Here is an 18456-nt window from a genome sequence, read left to right on the forward strand (position 1 = left end):
TCTACGGAAAGCCGTTCATTTCAGGCCATAATATCGATTTTAGCGCTCACGCATCCTTTTTCCATTGCTTTTGCGTAAGTAGGGTATCGAATACGATTTCATGACTCCACTACTACGCCCCGCCAGCCTGCTGGTGTGTTTGCTGCTCTCCTTGCCCGCTCTGGCTCAACCCGCCGACGGCCACCTCCATGCGCTGGTTGAAGTAGGTGCCTACGGGTCCACCACCGACCGTACGCCCTTCTGGCAACGTACCACTACCTGGGGCACGTCGCCGCTGTCGGCACCGGCGGGACAACTCCGGGCGGGTGTCTTCCGCGACTACCAACCCGCCGACACCCTTCTGCCCCGCCGCCGCTTTGGATGGGGGTTTGGGCTAGAGGCCGTGGGCAACCTCAATCAGGATCAGCCCCGCTTTGGTCAACAACAACTGCTCCTGCCCGAAGCCTACGCTAAAGTCCGGTTTGGCAAGATCGAACTCTGGGGCGGCAGGCGACGGCAGATCCTGGGGCTGGTCGATACGCTGCTATCGTCGGGGTCCTATTCGGTGTCGAACAACGCGCTGCCCATGCCGCAGATTCAACTCGCCATCCCCGACTATGTGCCTGTCGGTTTTTTAGGTAAGGCCGTGGCGTTCAAAGGGCAGTTGGCGCACGTCTGGTTCAACGTGCCCTACGTCCAAAACGCCTATGTGCATCAGAAGGCCCTGTTTCTGCGCTTTGGTAAGCCTCAATCGCGGCTGCACGGCATAGTGGGCATCAACCACATGGTGCAGTGGGGTGGCTATGCGCCCTACCTGGTGGGCACGCCTTATGCCGTAAATGGCTACCTGACCAGCGATTTCGGCGATTTCGTAAAAAGCGTCTTCCTGGGTTTCCTCCCCAACGACTGGGATAACAGCCGCTATACCAGCTTCGACGGGGCCAATCGGGTGGGCAACCACGTGGGCAGTGTCGACCTGGGTTTCAGTCTGAAGCGCCCCAATGCCAACTGGCTGCTATACCTCCAGCACCCCTACGACGATGCCAGCGGTCTGGTCTGGCTTAATGCCCCCGACGGGCTGTACGGTCTACGCTGGCAACGCGCCAAGCCTACCTCGACCGCCGGGCGGTTCTGGGTTTGGCAGCGCGTGGTGGGCGAAGTGCTATCGACCATGAACCAGTCGGGCAACGAGTTCAACGTGCCAGGGCAGTATTATAAGGGGGCCGACAATTACTACAATCACGGGCAGTACGTAGAGGGCTATTCGTATTTCCGGCGCACCATTGGCACCCCGTTCATTATCCCCGCCCGCGACATTGCCCTGCCCAATCCGGCTCTCTTTTACCCAAATAACCGCGTTATGGCGTTCTACGGGGCGTTTGAAGCTACGGTGGCAGGTCGGACCACTGTTCAGGGGCGGTTTTCATACAGCCAAAATCATGGCCTCCACGGCACGCCCTACCTCAGCACCATTGGCCAGTTTTCGGGGCTGCTACAGGCGCGGGTGCCCCTCAACCAGCTCGGCAACACCAGCCTGTCGGCCAGCCTCGCCACAGACCAGGGGCAGTTGCTTACCAACACCCTGGGAGGCTATCTGGGCATTCGCAAGACGTGGTGATAACCACTGACTAACGCCCAAATTTCTGTTTGAACAACTCAATCAACGCCGTGTTGGCATTGGCGGGGTCAGGCAGGGCATTATAGCCGAAATACCAGCCGAAGCCATCTTCATGGTAGTCGTGGTAGGTAGTGTGAAAGCCAAATTCCCGGTTCAGGTCAATCATGTCGGTCACCCATTGCGCGCCGCCCCGCCCATCGCGGAAACAGGGTGCTCCCGCACCATATTCGCCGAGGTAGATGGGCACGTTGGTTTTCTTACCCCAGTCGGCATAGAACGCTAGTGCCTGGCGCAGGTACTCTTTGTTGCGGGCTAGAATAGGCTGCTGTGTAGTTTGAAAATCGACCCGTAACCGCACCGTAGCGGCCGTCGGCACTGCCTCACCGCGCATCCAGCCGCTCACCTGATAGCTATATCCCTGCCGAATCAGAAACGGCAACGACGAACTGCCCAGGTTGGCGTCGTCGGTGGTTTGAGCAATCACTACCCCCTTGCCCGTCTTCCCGGCATCAACAATCGCAGCGCTACCGGTGTTGGCCTTACTCCAGAAGTACCAGCCGTCTTTGTTGTCCATGTTAGCCGTCAGTACCGTACGTACCAACGAACCGTCGGGAGCATATTCACGCACCACCAGTTCGTCGAAATAGGCCTTGCCCGCCCCCAGCGTCGAGGCCTGACAAACAGCCTGACCAATCTTGATTTTCGGGTCGTTGACGGTGAACTTCACGCCTTCGTAATAAGCCCAGTCGGTGGTACCTGCGGGCAGGGCCGGATTGGTGAAAACGGCCGAATACCAGGTGGCGTCGGTGATAGATAACTTTGTTTCGTCGGGATAGCGCTCAAATTCGGTAGGTGACCGGCCCGCCCAGTCGAAGGTCTGGTGGGTAAACTCGAAGGGGTCATAGGTGTGGAACTGGTACATCACGTTGGCATCGTTGACCAGAAACATGTTCCGTTCGCCGTTGTAGTCCCGCCAGTCACCCGCCACCGCATTGAGCCGTTCTACCACCACCAGGTGCCCTTTGTCTACCTCCCGAATGGCCGTAGTGATGCGCTGCGCCAGGTTTTTCCATTGGTCAATAGACTGGGTAGTAACCGGTTCGTTCAACAAATCAAAACCGGCAATGGCAGGCTCGGCCCGGTAACGGCGGGCAATGGCGCGCCATAGTTTAGTGAGCCGGTTCTGGTTTTCTACCACGTCCCACAACGCCCCGCCTTTCCCCTGCGACTGGTAGCCGCCCTGCGGCACGTGCATGTTCAGGATCAGGTAGACACCGTATTTTTTGGCCCAGGCAATGTTTTGGTCAAGCCAGTCCCAGCCTGCCTGCCGGTACACATAGGGCTGGTTGTCGTCTTCAAAATAGCGGTAGTTGAGGTAGAACCGCACACAGTTGAGACCGCTTTGCTGCAACCGGGCAAAGTCCTGCTCGTTGTGGTGCCGCGTGGGCGGCGTAGCGCTGTTGTCCCACACCCAATTGCCAAAGGCCACGCCGTTGAGCCGAATCGGCTGTCCATTAACAACCAGACTACGTCCGTCGCGGTGAACAAGCGTTGCCAGCTGGGCACTACTCACCGTGTCGGCATCGGTCGGGTCAGCGGTGAGCGGGTCATTTGCTGGTTTTTTGCAGGCCGTCAATAGAGCCAGCAGGCCGAGTACTAACAGTAGGTGTTTCATAATGCGTTTGGATAAAATAGACGCCGGAGCCACAGCGAGTGAGCCGCTAACTACCAGTGGCTAACGGCTAACCTTCTATCAGGGAAGTAAGCTAGGCAGGTAATCTGGAAAAACAAACAGGTGTACATAGTCGTTACGCAAGTCCACACCAGATACGGTTGCTTTTTTCCGTTTGAAATACGGTAGACCGATAGAAATACGTTGTTATATCGGAGTTATTCATTAGTTTAGTAGACTTATCGGTAGTAGCGAGTGAAAAGCTGTGATCCAGCCAGATTAACCTGTTTAAACGCCATGTCCATGTACGAAAACAATTCATCAAACTCGGAATACCCTGAGGTAACGCCTGATCCGTCAACAATTGAGCAACCGGCAGACCAGAAACGGGCTGTCGCCACAGCCGCCGCTGGCACGGCTGTTTTAGGTGCTGCCGCCTATGGCCTGAGCCTGCTCGATGACAGTAGTTCGGAACCTGTAGAAGACAACTCGTCGGCAGCAGCGGCCGCCGCAGCAGCCGATGCCCGCGCCCAGGCATCAGCCCTGCCCATGGTAACCCCCCTGACCGACCCCAACGCCAACCTGAACACGTCGCTCGACAATCTGGACAGCCTGACGTTTGACGAAGCGTTTGCTGCCGCGCGCCATCAGTTGGGGGCCGGACATCATTTCACCTGGCACAACGGCTTGTATAACACCTACTATGAGCCTGAGCTGGACAACCTCAGCCGTGCCGACCGTCTGGCCTTTTTGGCCACGTTGCCCAGCGCTGGTGGCATGAAAGCCCCTGCCAGCGTGATGACCGATGATGCCCCCCGCATGGCAGCGCACCACGGTGGGCACCACGCCCACAAGGCCGCAGAGGTGCCGCACGAAGCCGTCGCTGAACAGGAGCAGCCCGCCGAAAAAGCTGCCACCGAACCTACCCTCACCGTAGTGCCCATGGCCGCCGCCGCGCCTACCCTGGTTCCGCTGGCCCATAACGTGGAGTCGACCACCGAAACGGCACCAGCGGAGGCACCAGCACAACAACACAACGATGATTTTGCAGCCCAGCATACCGGCAGTATGGATGATACTACCATCGGATCGGTCGATATGCATCAGTCGCTCGAACACGGAGCAGACCACCTACCCGACGGTGATGCTCTGGCCGACGCCCATCATTTCGGACATTAAAAAAAACGTTTAAAGTCTAAAGTCTAAGGTTTAAAGTTGCTTCGCGAGTCAGTTTAGCTCGCGAAGCAACTTTAAACCTTAGACTTTAGACTTTAAAGCCCCCTCCCACCATGCAGGCATCTGAAAACGCGAAGTACATCACCATTGGGCGCGGCAAGACAAACCATATTGTGGTGCCTACACTTTCAATCACCGACCTCCACGCCCGCGTGACGAAGGTGGGCAGCGAGTACTGGCTGGAAGACAACAACAGTTCAAACGGCACCTTCGTCAATGATTTCCGCATCCTGAAACGTCGCCTTCAACCCGACGATCAGGTACGCATTGGCAACCAGCCCATCACCTACCGCCGACTGATTAAAGCCTTCTCGCGCAACCCCGACGATTATACCCGTGAGTTTGCTGAACTGGAAAACGTCTGGAACGATTATATTGCCCTGAAAGCACAACTCGAAAACCGGGGTATATCAGATCAGATTGCCGACCTGGCAGTGGGTGTGCCCCTGATTGGTCTGGCCCTAGGCCGGTTGGTAGGTGCCGAACGTAGCGCCCGCAAACGCCGCGAACTAGCTGATTTGGAAGCGCAGATGACCCAGGTGTATGCCTGCCCCAAATGCGGCACACCCTTTCCGCTTACCCGCGATTCGAGCTTTCAGATGCTGATGCAACGGTCTATCAACCAGAAACAAGGCCACTGCCTGGCCGGTTGTGGAGCTATCTGGACGATATAAAAACAGTGAACTCCCTTCCACCATGGGAATCTATAAGTTCAATTGCCCCGATTGCCTTAAACAGTTCGACGTCGACAGCGAGATCAACTGGCAGGCCGACCAGAAAGCGTCGGTCAATTGCCTGTCGGGTAAGCAGCCGAAATGTACGGTTGTATGTTTGGGGCCAATAGAGGCACTTCAGCAGCCCGTTGCTGAGCCAGCGGTGCCACCTGCCCCATCCGCCACTACGCCCCCAGCCACCCCGCCGCCCCCACCCGCTGCCGCCGTAACCCCAACGGCAGCTACTGCACCTACACCCCCAGCGGCACCACCCGTTCAGGCCGCCACCCCGCCCCCCCCACCCATTTCGTCTACCCCAACGATTCAGTTTGAAGAGCCAAAAACGCAGGCCAAACGCGTGGCTTACCTGGAAATGCAGAGTATGGACGGCGGCATCCTACGGTTGGCCATCGGTGAAGGCATGGTGCAGACGTATGGCCGCAAATCGGACTTTGACCTGAGCGATCACCCCATTCAGACCGACGACAAGAAGATGAGCCGGCTGCATTTTCAGATCGAAACGCGGTTGCACAATCGACAGCCATCCTACATTATCTCTGATCTGGGCAGCGTGCATGGCACTCGCCTATCGAGGCAGGGGGTAAGCGGGGTGAGTACCATTCAGCTGTACAGCGAAAAAGACAACAAGCAGGCCCAGGACGGCATCTGCCTCGAACCCGACGACCTCATCATGGCGGGCAGCACTATTCTTCGCTTCACCATCGATACCGTGGCGCAGTCGCAGTTTTCCATGAATGATACCCCCGACCAAACCAATTACGACCCCAACCGGACAACGGTGTTCTAAATCGGTTGATGGGGCCCCTGATGATCGCGAGCACACAATAAAAAAAGGATAAACCTGTAGACAAAGCGCTGGGATTTATGTTTGCATGTACAAACATAAATCTCAAACTTATGGCAACAATTGCTGTATTTGGTGCCTCCGGCCGCACTGGCCTTCCTTTTATTCAACAGGCGCTTGAAGCGGGGTATACGGTTCAAGCCTTGGTACGCACACCACAAAAAATCACGATCAGCCATCCCCGCCTACGGCTTATTAAAGGCGACGCCCTCAATCCGGCCGATATTGATAAGGTTATTTATAGTTCAGATGGCGTGGTGAGCCTGCTGGGACAGGACAAAGCCAGCCAACCCGATTTACAAACCCGCGCTACCAAACTCATTATTGAGAGCCTGAAAAAGCATAAGCTACGTCGGCTGATCAGCCTCACGGGCGGCGGCGTGCGTGATGCCGCCCACGACAAACCCGGCTTCATGGATAACCTCATTGTGTTTATCATGAAAAACGTGGCCGGGTCGGGTGCCCGCAATGCACTTACGGACGGTATCAGCCATGCCGAGTTGATCCGGCAAAGCGGCCTCGACTGGACTATTGTGCGGGGGCCGATGCTAACCGAAGATACCGCCAAAGGCAGCTACCAAGTGGGGTATGTAGGCACCGTAAAGGGCATCAAACTCACCCGCGCTGACCTGGCCTCGTTTATCCTGACCGAATGGGAGACTAGCCAATGGGTGGGGAAATTTCCGTTTGTCACGAATGGATAAACCGTAGGGGCAGGCACGACCGATTCGGGCCAGCCTGCCCCTACCGAGGCCGCTTTAACCGCTTCTCCAGCCGGATGACATGAAGCGTCAGTTCTTCTATTTTTTGGAGCAGCAGGGCGTTCATCTTCACTAAATCGACCCCTTCTTTCGCTACGGTTTCGGCACTCGGCACGTCGGGCAGATGGCCGTTACGGTGTATAAATTGCTCCGTTTCCGACAGCGACCGTAGCCGATAGCCAGCGGTAAACACCCGGTCGGCCCACTGGGTGGGTGAGTCGATTTGCAAGCGTGGGCGACCCAGCACAACCTCGCCCTGGGCGTTGACCGTCAGGAACTTATCGGTCGCGGCGACTGCGTGGCTCTGGTTCGTCAGCGTTTCCAAACGCAACCCTGATTGCCCCAGTTCGTTGCCCACCACGTGCAGGCGGGCAGTAGGTGCGCTGGTGCCTACGCCCACGTTGGCCCCGTTGCCCAGCACGAGGGCATTGTTCACAGCCACGCGGGCACCGTAGCCAATGGCGGTGGCGTTGTAGAGGGGCATGTCACCAGCCAGAATGTCGGCCCCAGTACCCAGAAAGGTGTTGCCCCGGCCCCGGTCATTGCGGCCCGTATTATAGCCAAAATATACATTGTCATCGGAATTGAAGGAGGCAGGACCGGCCCCATTGCCCACGATGGTGTTGTTGTTGCCGGTTTGGTTGCCGCCCCCCGCGCAGGCACCCACAAACACGTTGTTCAACCCGGCAGTGTTAGCTCGTCCGGCACAGGAGCCAATAAACGTGTTGCCGCTGGAGAGTGTATTAAATCCGCTCTGGTTACCCACAAACGTATTGGCCGACGTACTCAGGCTATTATAACCCGACGCCGTCCCAACGAAGGTGTTGTTACTACCCGCCGACGTTGACTGCCCCGCCGATGTGCCCACGAAGGTGTTGGCCGTGCCGGAGATGACTCCGCTGCCCGCGTCGTAGCCAACGAAGGTGTTGTTGAGCGAAGACGAGTTAAGCGCGGCCCCGGCGTTGCCCGCCCCCACAACGGTGTTAAACTGCCCGATAGCCGACCCGCTCTGCGTGGGTGAGTTGAGGATAACGGTCGTTTGGGCCTGCGCTACCGTAGCCGCAAACAGGAACAGCCCAGTGAATATGGAATGCTTCGTCATAGAATCAAGGGTTGTGTATGTTCATTAATGGCTTAATGGATTGGACTTTAAAGCGCGGTATGGCCTGTTTCCGGCGCAGATTCACCACCCCTAACACTACGCACAGCAGCCCGCAGGTGATCGGGAACCAGTCGGGATGGCGGGTGAAGAAACTCAGTTTAGCGTTGGTCTGTACGCTGATGTCGCCCACCGCCTCGCACTGCCGGGGCAACAGGGCAACCACCCGCCCGAATGGATCGACGTAGCCCGAATAACCCTGATTGGCGCATCGGGCAATGCTACGGCGGTTTTCAATGGCCCGTAACTGTGTGAGGGCCAGCAGAATACGCGGTCCCGGCGAGTCATAGAACCAGCCATCGTTCATAATAAACGTCAGCAATTCTGTCGGGCTGCGTTCGTCGCCCTCGCTGGTCAGTTTGGCGATAGTGGCGGGATAAAGTTGTTCCCAGCAGATGGCAATGGCGATTTTACGGGCGTTCTGCTTTTGGTCGGTGAACGTAAAAGCGTAGGGCGTTTCTCCCAACGTGACCGACGGCTTACCGGGCCGCAGCCAGGGATCAGCCCACCGCAGCAACCAGGGTGAAGCCTCGCCAAACGCCAGGCTGTGCTGTTTGCGGTATACCTGTAGGTCCTGCGGACGAAGCAGCATCGGCTCGTAGACCCGGCTCAATTCGGGCGTAAACACAAACGCTTCGTTGTAATAATGTGCGCTGTCGGTGGGGGTCATCAGGCCCGTGGCAAAGGGGACGTTATAATACTGCACGTACTGCCGCATCCCCGCAAACAGAGCCGAGTCGCGCAGCAGTGGCAGCGGAAACGCACCTTCCGGGGCCACAATAATGTCTGGTTTTTGTTTGGCGGCTTTGGTCCCAAGCGCAATCAGCCGCCGCAATATCGTTTCTTTGCTCGCTTCGGTGGTGGGCGCGTAAGAGTCTTCGTTGGTTTGCACCAGCCCAACCCGCACGGCTGGCCCGGATGGTTTCACCACCAGCGTCGGTACGTTCAGCACCACCGCGCTGTATAGCATCGGCCCAGCCAGCCAGAGCGCGCTCGCCCCCGCCAGCCGCCCCACCACCTGCCGCAGGGAGCGCATCTCGGTTTGGTCGATGATCCGCGCTAGCAACACGTTAAAGCCGATGGCCCAGAAAATAAGCCCCCACACGCCTGTCAAATCGGCAAACTGATTAACCCACAGGCCCGTACACTGCGTGGTGCCGGGGCCACCCACGGCGAGGTCGAAATCACAGACGTAGAGCCAGGCCCACTCCCAGAATGCCCAGAAGAGGGGAAGCAACAGCAATGCGCTGCGCCAGCCAATGCGCTGCTGCACGGGATAGAGCAACGCCACCGGCACCCAGATAAACGGTCCCTGCGTGAGCCAGATCATGGGCATGGCCCAGCGCGAAAAGTAACTTAGCCACCAGCAGACAAATGGCAACGCAACCAGAAATGCAGGTAACGTAACCCGGACGTATTCGCCAAACGACCGCACCGTGCGGATACGCAACAGCAACGGCACCAGCGCAAACCAGGCCAGCCAACCCGTCTCGACCGGAAATGCGGGCCACGCCAGGCCGTAGAGCAGACCCGAAATAAGCCACGCGGGTATGTGCTTTGGCAGACTCATCGAGGGCAGTTGCAGCTTGGGTTGGTAAACATAGGCGACAGGCTGCTCGTGGGTACAATGGCCGAATACCGCACGTTGCTGAGTGTGGCCGCTTTTGTGGTGGCGTTGTAGTCGGTGTAGTTAGCCACAATCCAGTTCCCTTCTTTCGTAACCCAACCCACCTGCGTACCTGAGTCGGTGTCAATCTGCACCGGATTGTTGGGATCGCTCACGTCATACGTCTTTCCCGTCGTGTTCATCGTGTAGCGCAGTGCCTGAAATGAGCCGTTGGGGGTGTTGAGGGTACCGAACCCGTCGAAGGTAATGACGCTGGTGTTTTCGTACTTCGTATCATCCGCAGGGTCTTCGGCTACCTCAATATCGGTGTAAGTAGAGCCGAGCGTGAGCGGTACGGTCGCAAACGAGCTGTTCAGGTCGGGCGATCCCTGGGCGAAATCAGTACCGATTTTGCGGTCAACGGCATAGCCCAAATACTGCAACTCATTACTTTTCAACTGGTATTGACTGAATTGAACGTATTGCCGATTGCCCGCAATGTACTTGCTGACGTGCGTGACGCCCGCGATGCTCAAACTGGCGGGGATGCTACCAACGGCGACAAAGTCGGCCCGCGATACGCGATCTAATTGGGTAGTGAGGTCGGCGGGGAGCGTCCAGACCTGGGCGTTCACGGCATTGGCGTTGCCAATCACCATGTCGAACGTTACGCTTGTACTTCTCGATAGGTAGGTCAACTGGCTTTTACCGGGCGAGGCAAAGCTGTTGAAATCAGACCCCAGCAGGGTAATGGCCCCCGACACGCTCATCTTCTCCCGCAGCCGGTCGGCGGCTTCCGACACCAGGTTGGCCGATGCCAGATCGCGTGACAGGGTGGTACGGTTGCTCACCCAGGCCGTTGTTGACCGCCCCTCGAAGGGCAAAAGAAACAGAGGTTTCCTTTTATCCAAATAGTTGCATTTGTTCCCACCATCGCACTTGCAACATATGCAATTACACATCCCCGCCCAGCCATTGGTGAGCGTTAGCAGGGTGAATAACAGGGACAGGGCCGGGATGACGAGCCGACGCGTGGGATTGGGTAGTAGGTTGAGATTCATGGAAGAGAGGTGCTGAAAACAGAACGGAGCGTCATTGGTGGTTTTTGACTAGGCTTAGTAACTGGTCGGCAAGTACGGCAAGCCTAAAAATGGGTTCAATACCTCTTTGGAGGTAGTGATACAGCATAGTCGTCACCGTAGTTTTGCCTAATGCGCTGGTTACATATCTTTTGGCTGTTGGTCATTGGGGCAGAGCCACTTTTGGCTTCTCCTCCAACGCTTCAGCTTTCGTCTGATTTTCGGCGGTCTGTGCTGGTGGGCTATCTGTCGCGCTTCGATACAACCGCCCCCCTACCGCCCGCCCAACTCGCCACACTATGGCCACGTTTCCGGCCCGTTGCGGCTGTGGTGGGCTATGGTGATGATTCGCGCCACCACTACCTCATGCTGACGGTGTATAACCCCACTGCCGCGCCCCGCCGGCTGGTAATGGGTCTCGAACAGTTTTTTTTCGATACCATCGCAGTCTACACCTATACCCCGGCGGGTGTGCTCGAACTGGCAAGTCAAAGCGGCTGGCGGGTGCCGGTGCGGCATCGTCCGCTACCCTATCCACTGCATAACCTGCCCGTGGTCATTCCGCCTCATGCCACGCGCCGCCTGATGGTGCACACCAAAGTCAATGTGCATCAGCGGGTGAGCAAAGCCCTGCTGACGCTGTATGACGAAGGCGAATTTGGCGTGGCCATGACCCGCGAACTGCTAATTCAGGGTGGGCTTTATGGTTGTCTGCTGCTGGCCATACTGTTTGGGCTGCTACTGGCCGTCTACACGCGCCATTGGCTCTATGGTCTGTACAGTTTGTATGTGGCGGCGCAGGCTGCCTACGCGCTGAACATAAACGGTCTGTTTGACTATCTACACTTTCAAAATGGCTGGGTGGGTACACCACTTTTTGGTTACACGATGGTGCTGGCCTCCATAGCTCTCCAGGGGCACTTCTACCTGCGCTTTCTCCGTATTGCCAACTTTGCCGGGCTGTGGCTGCGTCGCTATGCCCAATTGACCGTCTGGGCGTTGACTGGCCTGGTGGTGGCCGGGCTTCTTTTGGGCGATGGCTGGCCCATTCGGCAGGGTGCTAACCTGGCCACACAAGCTTACCTGCTGGGCATGTTTGCCTGCCTGGGGCTGGGTGTGTGGCGGCGGCAGGCCGGGGCCATCTGGATGCTGGCGGCGCTCACGCCGGTGCTGCTGCTGTTGACCTACTACCTGTTGAGCGGCTGGCTGCTGCCCCTCTACATGCCCGCTTTCACCATGCCGTTTGTGAGTCCGGTGCTGCTGGTTGAAGTGTTGGTACTGGGGGCCGGGCTGGCGTACCGCTTCAACGAAGACCGCCGCCAGGCCCTGCTAAGGCTCAATGAAGTAGAGCAGGAAACAACGCGGCGCATTATGCAGGCGCAGGAAGACGAACGGCAGCAACTGGCCGCCAACCTCCACGACGACCTCGGCGGCACACTCTCAGCCCTGCGCGGAGAGCTATCGCGCACCAACGAAACCAACCCCGAACTAGCCCCGGCCATTCGGCTTACCGAACGCGCCGTAGACGACCTGCGGCTGATCTCGCACCACCTCATGCCCACGGCCTTTGCTCAAAAAGGACTCCGGCAGGTGCTGGAAGAAGCCGTTGACCTGGCCAATCGTGCGCAGACTGAGGCTACCGTACGGCTGGTGGGGCACGGTCAGGAACACCGCCTCCCGCCCGACCGCGAAATCAATACCTACCGCATTGTGCGCGAGTTGTTGGCCAACGCCCTTAAACATGCGCAGGCAGGTCAGATTACCCTTCAGCTTATCTATTATGACACCTTTCTGTATGCCTCGGTAGAAGACGACGGCAAAGGCATTGGCGAACCAACCCGCAGCCAGGGTATAGGCCTGAAAACAACCCGGCTTCGGGCCGACTACCTCCACGCTACCCTCATCACCGAATCTGGCCCGATGGGCACGCTGGTCTCTTTAGAAGTACCCTATGCGTAATTTGCGCCCTATGCGTGTGCAAATCACCCCGTCGGCGCGTATTCTACTGGCCGATGATCACCAACTATTTAGCGATGGCCTCTGTAGCCTGCTCAACACCGAAGCCGATTTTCAGATCGTTGGGCAGGTGTACGACGGGACGGGGGTGCGGTCGGCTGTTCAGCAATACGCGCCCGATCTGCTGCTGCTCGACGTAAACATGCCCCGGCAGAATGGCCATGACCTGGCCCCGTATTTACTGCGCGATTTTCCTTCGCTGAAAATTATTATCCTGACCATGTATGCTGAACAACAGCTGGTCGATGACTTCCGGCGTATCGGCGTGTCGGGATATATCCTGAAAAACGCCAGTCGCCCAACCCTGCTGACGGGTATCCGAACGGTGCTGGCGGGTGGTCACTACTTCGACCCGCAGCTAACCAAAAATGTGGCTCCAAATGGACACGCCGACGATGTTTTTCTGAAACAATACCAGCTCACTCCCCGCGAACTGACTATCATCCGGCTGGTTGTGGAGGGGTTAAATTCGCAGCAGATAGCCGCGCAAACCGGGCTGAGCTACCTGACCATTAAAACCCACCGCCGCAACATCCACTTCAAATTAGGCACCAACAGCACCGCCGAACTCATCCGCCTTGCCAACGAACAGGGATTGTAATGAGTGGCGGTTAGCTGACGCGCCAGTACGCTTGCATCGGTCAACCAATACCCCCAAACCACAACCTATTGAAAATTCGTTCTATACCAAGGCTAACCTTATTATACAATTGCTAGCAAAACCATGTTCATCTTAGTAAAGCGATAATAATTCAGTTCATATGTTGCCAATACAGCAAAAACGGCTGAACGCTATTACGACATATGCTTTTTTATAGAACTTTTATAATCATAGCCATAACTACAACTTGAGCGAATGAAATTTGGCAAAATGGCCTTTCTACCATACAGCTGATCTAGTATATTGCGTAGCTTTCATCACAAACAAAAGTTAGTTAACGGGCAGACACAACGTCTTTAACCAACTTTCCTAGATCGTTCGTTGTCTTTTTCGCAACACAGCGTCGGTTTCTCAGGGCTGCTATAGTGCCCATCCGGCTACCGGCCAGTTAACCTATTTTTCGTTCATGTCTGACCAAGTCGACCAAGCAAGCGGGCTGTCCGCGCCGGTACAAACGGGCCTGTATCATCCCGAATTTGAGCACGATAACTGTGGTATCGGCTTTGTGGCGCATATCAAAGGCCGCAAGTCGCACACCATCGTGGCCAATGCCCTGTCGATGCTGCGGCGGATGGAACACCGGGGTGCCGTGGGTGCCGAAGCCAATTCGGGCGACGGGGCTGGTCTGCTGATTCAGTTGCCGCACGAATTCTTTGTAGACGAATGCCGGAAACTGGGCGTTCACCTGCCCGCCGCCGGTGAGTATGGCGTAGGCATGGTCTATTTCCCTAAAGACGTATGGCTGCGCGAAGAGTGCCGCGCCGTGCTAAACCGGAAAATGAAGAAGCTGGGCCTCGAACTGCTCTGCTACCGCGTAGTGCCGGTGAACAACGCCGACCTGGGTGAAACCTCGCGTTCGGCCGAGCCGCAGATGGAACAGCTTTTTGTGAAGCGCCCCGCCACCGTGTTGACGACCGACGATTTCGAGCGGAAACTGTACATTCTGCGCAACGTCAGCACCCGCATGGTCAACGAGACCGTAGCAGGCGTGGAAAACTTCTATTTCTCGTCGCTGTCGTGCCGCACCATTACGTACAAAGGGCAACTGACCACCGAACAGCTGGAGCCGTATTTTCCCGATCTGGAAAACGACGACGTCGTTTCAGCCCTGGGCGTGGTGCACTCGCGGTTTTCGACCAACACATTTCCATCGTGGAAGCTGGCGCAGCCGTTTCGCTACATTGCCCACAACGGCGAAATCAACACCGTGAAGGGCAATGTAAACTGGATGAAAGCCGCCGAGTCGCTGCTGGAATCGAGCCAGTTTACCCGCGAAGAGATGGACATGCTCCTGCCCATCTGCGACCACAGCCAGTCGGATTCGGCCAACCTCGACAATGCCATTGAACTGCTCGTGATGAGCGGTCGGTCGTTGCCGCACGTGATGATGATGCTCATTCCCGAAGCCTGGGATGGCAACGCCGACATGGACCCCGTGCGCCACGCGTTCTACGAATACCACGCCGCCCTGATTGAACCCTGGGACGGCCCCGCCTCGATTTCCTTCACCGACGGCCGCATCGTGGGTGCCACCCTCGACCGCAACGGCCTGCGCCCCTCGCGTTTCTGGGTCACTGCCGACGACGTGGTGATCATGGCGTCTGAAGCGGGGGTGATCGACATAGACCCCGCCAAGGTGGTGAGCAAAGGGCGGTTGCAGCCCGGCAAAATGTTTGTGGTCGACATGGAGCAGGGCCGCATCATTGCCGACGAAGAAATCAAGAACACGATCTGTTCGGCGCAGCCGTATCAGCAGTGGCTGGACGAAAACAAGGTGAAGATTGCCGACCTCACTGCCCCCGCCCGAACCTACAGCCGCTACGACGAGAAAACCCTCCTGCGGCTGCAACAGGCCTTTGGCTTCACCTCCGAAGACCTCCGCATGATTCTGGCCCCGATGGTCGAGACGGGCAAAGAAGCCCTCGGCTCCATGGGCACTGATGTACCCCTGGCCATTTTGTCCGAGCAAAGTCAGCACCTGAGCCATTACTTCAAGCAGCTGTTTGCGCAGGTCACCAACCCGCCCATCGACTCGATTCGGGAGCGGGCCATCATGTCGCTGATCTCGTTTGTAGGGGCCACCAGCAACCTGCTGTCTGAGTCGCCCGAGCACTGCCGACAAGTGGAACTGGATCAGCCGGTACTGACTATCCAGGAGTTCGACAAGCTGCGGTTTATTGACCGCCGCCGGTTCCAGGCCAAGACTATCAACACCTTGTTTCTGGCCGACGGCAAGGGCGAATCGCTGGAACGGGCGCTGGACCGGGTGTGCCGCTATGCCAAAGACGCCATCGAAGACGGCTACACTATCGTGATCCTCTCCGACCGCGCCATCGACTCGTGCCACGCGCCCATTCCGTCGTTGCTGGCCACGTCGGCGGTGCATCATTATCTCATTCGGGAAGGGCTGCGCGGTAAAGTGGGCATTCTGGTGGAGGCCGGCGACGTGTGGGAAACGCACCACGTGGCCACGCTCATTGGCTACGGCGCGAGTGCGGTAAACCCGTATATGGCGTTTGAAACCATTGCCAGCCTGAAAGAGAAAAACCAATTACAGGTTGATTATGACATCGAGAAGCTGAACAAGAATTACATCAAGGCGGTAGACGGCGAGTTGCTGAAGATCTTCTCGAAGATGGGCATCTCGACCCTGCAATCGTACCAGGGTTCCATGATCTTTGAGTGTCTCGGTCTGAACAAATCGGTGGTAGACCGCTACTTCACGGGCACGGTATCGCGCATTGGGGGCATGGGCCTGGCCGAGATTGCGCGGGAGGTGCTGGTACGGCACCACACGGCCTTCCCGCCGGTGCCTACGGTGGCCACGCGGCGGCTCGAAGTAGGCGGCATTTACCAATGGAAACAGCGCGGCGAGAAACACATTTTCAACCCCGACACCATCCACCTGCTGCAACAGTCGACCCAGAAAGGCGATTACAAACTGTTCAAAAAGTATAGCCAACTCATTGACGATCAGACCAGAAACGCGCTGACGTTACGTGGTCTGCTCCAATTTAAAAAAGCCGAATCGATCTCGATTGACGAGGTAGAACCGGTCGAGGCGATTTTCAAACGGTTTGCCACCGGGGCTATGTCGTTCGGGTCAATTTCGTGGGAAGCCCACACTACACTAGCCATTGCCATGAACCGCATTGGCGGCAAAAGCAACTCCGGCGAAGGTGGTGAAGACGAGCTGCGCTTCAACCCGCTACCCAACGGCGACAGCATGAATTCAGCCATTAAGCAGGTGGCGTCGGGCCGGTTTGGGGTAACGAGCCACTACCTGAGCAACGCGCGCGAGTTGCAGATTAAGATGGCGCAGGGGGCCAAGCCCGGCGAAGGGGGTCAACTGCCCGGCCACAAAGTCGACGACTGGATTGGCCGCACCCGACACAGCACCCCCGGCGTAGGCCTGATTTCGCCCCCGCCCCACCATGACATCTATTCCATTGAAGACCTGGCCCAGCTCATTTTCGATCTCAAAAACGCGAACCGGGCCGCCCGCATCAGCGTAAAACTGGTATCGGAAGCGGGCGTGGGCACCATTGCGGCGGGTGTGACCAAAGCCCACGCCGATCATATTCTGGTGTCGGGCCACGACGGCGGCACGGGTGCTTCGCCCCTGTCGAGCATTCGTCATGCGGGATTGCCGTGGGAACTGGGTCTGGCCGAAACGCACCAGACGCTGGTGAAAAACAAGCTCCGGGGCCGCGTAACCGTGCAGGCCGACGGGCAGATCAGGACCGGGCGCGACATTGCCATTGCGGCCATGCTGGGTGCCGAAGAGTTTGGCGTGGCCACGGCCGCACTGGTAGCTGCTGGTTGTATTATGATGCGCAAATGCCACCTGAACACCTGCCCGGTGGGCGTGGCCACGCAGAACAAGGAACTCCGCGCCCTGTTCACAGGCAAGCCCGAACACGTGGTGAACATGTTTACGTTCATGGCGCAGGAACTCCGCGAGATCATGGCCGAGTTGGGTTTTCGCACCGTGGCCGAGATGATTGGGCAGGCGCAGTTGCTCGAAATGCGACCCGACATTACCAACTGGAAATACAAAACGTTGGACCTGTCGGGCCTGCTCTACCGCGAACCCGCCAACTTCGACGTGGCCCTGTACAAGCAGGAAGATCAGGACCACGGCATCGACCATGTCCTTGACCGTCAGCTGATTGAATTGGCTCAGCCGGCCCTGCAACACGCCGGGCCGCGTTCGGCAGAATCGGTCTATGCCGAATTTCCGGTGCAGAATATCAACCGGACCATCGGCACGATGCTGTCGAACGAGATTTCAAAAGTCTACGGGGGGCCGGGTCTGCCGACCAATACCATCCACTTCAAGTTTCGGGGTACGGCGGGTCAGAGTTTCGGCGCGTTTACCACCGCCGGGGTGCGGCTGGAACTGGAAGGCGATGCCAACGATTACTTCGGAAAAGGCCTCTGCGGCGCTGAACTGATTGTTTACCCCGACCGCACGGCTACATTTACCCCCGAAGAAAACAGCATCGTGGGCAACGTGTCGTTCTACGGCGCGACCTCTGGCGAGGCCTACATTCGCGGCATGGCGGGCGAGCGGTTTGCCGTGCGCAACTCCGGCGCCAAAGTGGTGGTAGAAGGCGTGGGCGACCACGGCCTCGAGTACATGACGGGTGGCGTGGCCGTGGTGCTGGGTAAAACCGGCCGCAACTTCGCGGCGGGTATGAGCGGCGGGGTGGCCTACGTGTATGACATCGACGGCTCGTTCCCGGCCAACGTCAACCGCGAGATGGTGAGCCTGGAGCCACTAAACGAGGAAGATCGGACCATCCTGCGCGACTTTGTAGAGAAGCATTTTCAGCACACCACCAGCAACGTAGCCCTGGCCCTGATGCAGGACTGGGACGCACAACTGGGCAAATTTGTGAAGGTGCTCCCCGGCGATTTCAAAGCCGCCCTCGCCAGCCGCGGCATCTCCCTCGCCGACCAGATCCGCGACAAAAGTGTTGTCTACCAGGATATTACAGTTGACGTGGTGCAGAATTAATAAAAAAGGGTTTTTGACAGGATTATCAGGATTTCAGGATAAACAGGATTTCTTTTGCTCTAAGCTTA

General features: G+C 57.3%; 12 protein-coding genes. 8 read left to right on the forward strand and 4 right to left on the reverse strand.

The window, feature by feature from the left end:
• Positions 1 to 100: 100 nt before the first annotated feature.
• Positions 101 to 1597 (forward strand): capsule assembly Wzi family protein, encoded by a 1497-nt coding sequence (locus J2I48_RS19025; RefSeq protein ID WP_207337075.1) that lies wholly within the window; start codon positions 101 to 103, stop codon positions 1595 to 1597.
• Positions 1598 to 1607: 10 nt separating this feature from the next.
• Here J2I48_RS19025 and J2I48_RS19030 read toward each other — a convergent pair whose 3' ends face one another.
• On the reverse strand, positions 1608 to 3272 hold the full coding sequence (locus J2I48_RS19030) for a glycoside hydrolase family 5 protein (protein WP_207337076.1): 1665 nt from the start codon (positions 3270 to 3272) through the stop codon (positions 1608 to 1610).
• Positions 3273 to 3566: 294 nt separating this feature from the next.
• Here J2I48_RS19030 and J2I48_RS19035 point away from each other — a divergent pair, with 294 nt between their 5' ends.
• The 4 genes from J2I48_RS19035 to J2I48_RS19050 all read left to right on the forward strand — a co-directional run bounded on the left by J2I48_RS19035 (position 3567) and on the right by J2I48_RS19050 (position 6787).
• Positions 3567 to 4448 carry a hypothetical protein gene (locus J2I48_RS19035; protein WP_207337077.1) on the forward strand — a complete coding sequence of 294 codons (882 nt, stop codon included), beginning with the start codon at positions 3567 to 3569 and terminating at the stop codon, positions 4446 to 4448.
• A 110-nt stretch (positions 4449 to 4558) separates the two neighbouring features.
• Positions 4559 to 5179, forward strand: coding sequence for an FHA domain-containing protein (locus tag J2I48_RS19040; RefSeq protein ID WP_207337078.1), 621 nt, complete (start codon positions 4559 to 4561; stop codon positions 5177 to 5179).
• Positions 5180 to 5201: 22 nt separating this feature from the next.
• On the forward strand, positions 5202 to 6026 hold the full coding sequence (locus tag J2I48_RS19045; RefSeq protein ID WP_207337079.1) for an FHA domain-containing protein: 825 nt from the start codon (positions 5202 to 5204) through the stop codon (positions 6024 to 6026).
• A gap of 110 nt (positions 6027 to 6136) precedes the next feature.
• Complete coding sequence (locus tag J2I48_RS19050; protein WP_207337080.1) at positions 6137 to 6787, forward strand: NAD(P)-dependent oxidoreductase; 651 nt, start codon at positions 6137 to 6139, stop codon at positions 6785 to 6787.
• Positions 6788 to 6827: 40 nt separating this feature from the next.
• Here the strand turns inward: J2I48_RS19050 and J2I48_RS19055 are convergent, their stop codons facing one another.
• The 3 genes from J2I48_RS19055 to J2I48_RS19065 are packed head-to-tail and all read right to left on the reverse strand — an operon-like array spanning position 6828 to position 10493.
• Positions 6828 to 7946 (reverse strand): autotransporter outer membrane beta-barrel domain-containing protein, encoded by a 1119-nt coding sequence (locus J2I48_RS19055; protein WP_207337081.1) that lies wholly within the window; start codon positions 7944 to 7946, stop codon positions 6828 to 6830.
• A 4-nt stretch (positions 7947 to 7950) separates the two neighbouring features.
• A complete protein-coding gene (gene lnt / locus J2I48_RS19060; protein ID WP_207337082.1) occupies positions 7951 to 9573 on the reverse strand; it encodes an apolipoprotein N-acyltransferase in 1623 nt (540 codons plus the stop codon).
• Complete coding sequence (locus J2I48_RS19065) at positions 9570 to 10493, reverse strand: hypothetical protein (protein WP_207337083.1); 924 nt, start codon at positions 10491 to 10493, stop codon at positions 9570 to 9572. Before J2I48_RS19065 ends, lnt begins: the two co-directional genes overlap by 4 nt.
• 327 nt (positions 10494 to 10820) lie before the next feature.
• Here J2I48_RS19065 and J2I48_RS19070 point away from each other — a divergent pair, with 327 nt between their 5' ends.
• The 3 genes from J2I48_RS19070 to gltB all read left to right on the forward strand — a co-directional run bounded on the left by J2I48_RS19070 (position 10821) and on the right by gltB (position 18388).
• On the forward strand, positions 10821 to 12647 hold the full coding sequence (locus J2I48_RS19070; RefSeq protein ID WP_207337084.1) for a sensor histidine kinase: 1827 nt from the start codon (positions 10821 to 10823) through the stop codon (positions 12645 to 12647).
• Positions 12640 to 13305, forward strand: a complete 666-nt coding sequence (locus J2I48_RS19075; protein ID WP_229376497.1) for a response regulator — start codon at positions 12640 to 12642, stop codon at positions 13303 to 13305. Before J2I48_RS19070 ends, J2I48_RS19075 begins: the two co-directional genes overlap by 8 nt.
• 466 nt (positions 13306 to 13771) lie before the next feature.
• Entirely contained in the window at positions 13772 to 18388 is a 4617-nt protein-coding gene (gene gltB, locus J2I48_RS19080; RefSeq protein ID WP_207337085.1) for a glutamate synthase large subunit, read from the forward strand.
• Positions 18389 to 18456 lie beyond the last annotated feature (68 nt).

Source organism: Fibrella aquatilis (genome assembly GCF_017353255.1).
Classification (GTDB): domain Bacteria; phylum Bacteroidota; class Bacteroidia; order Cytophagales; family Spirosomataceae; genus Fibrella; species Fibrella aquatilis.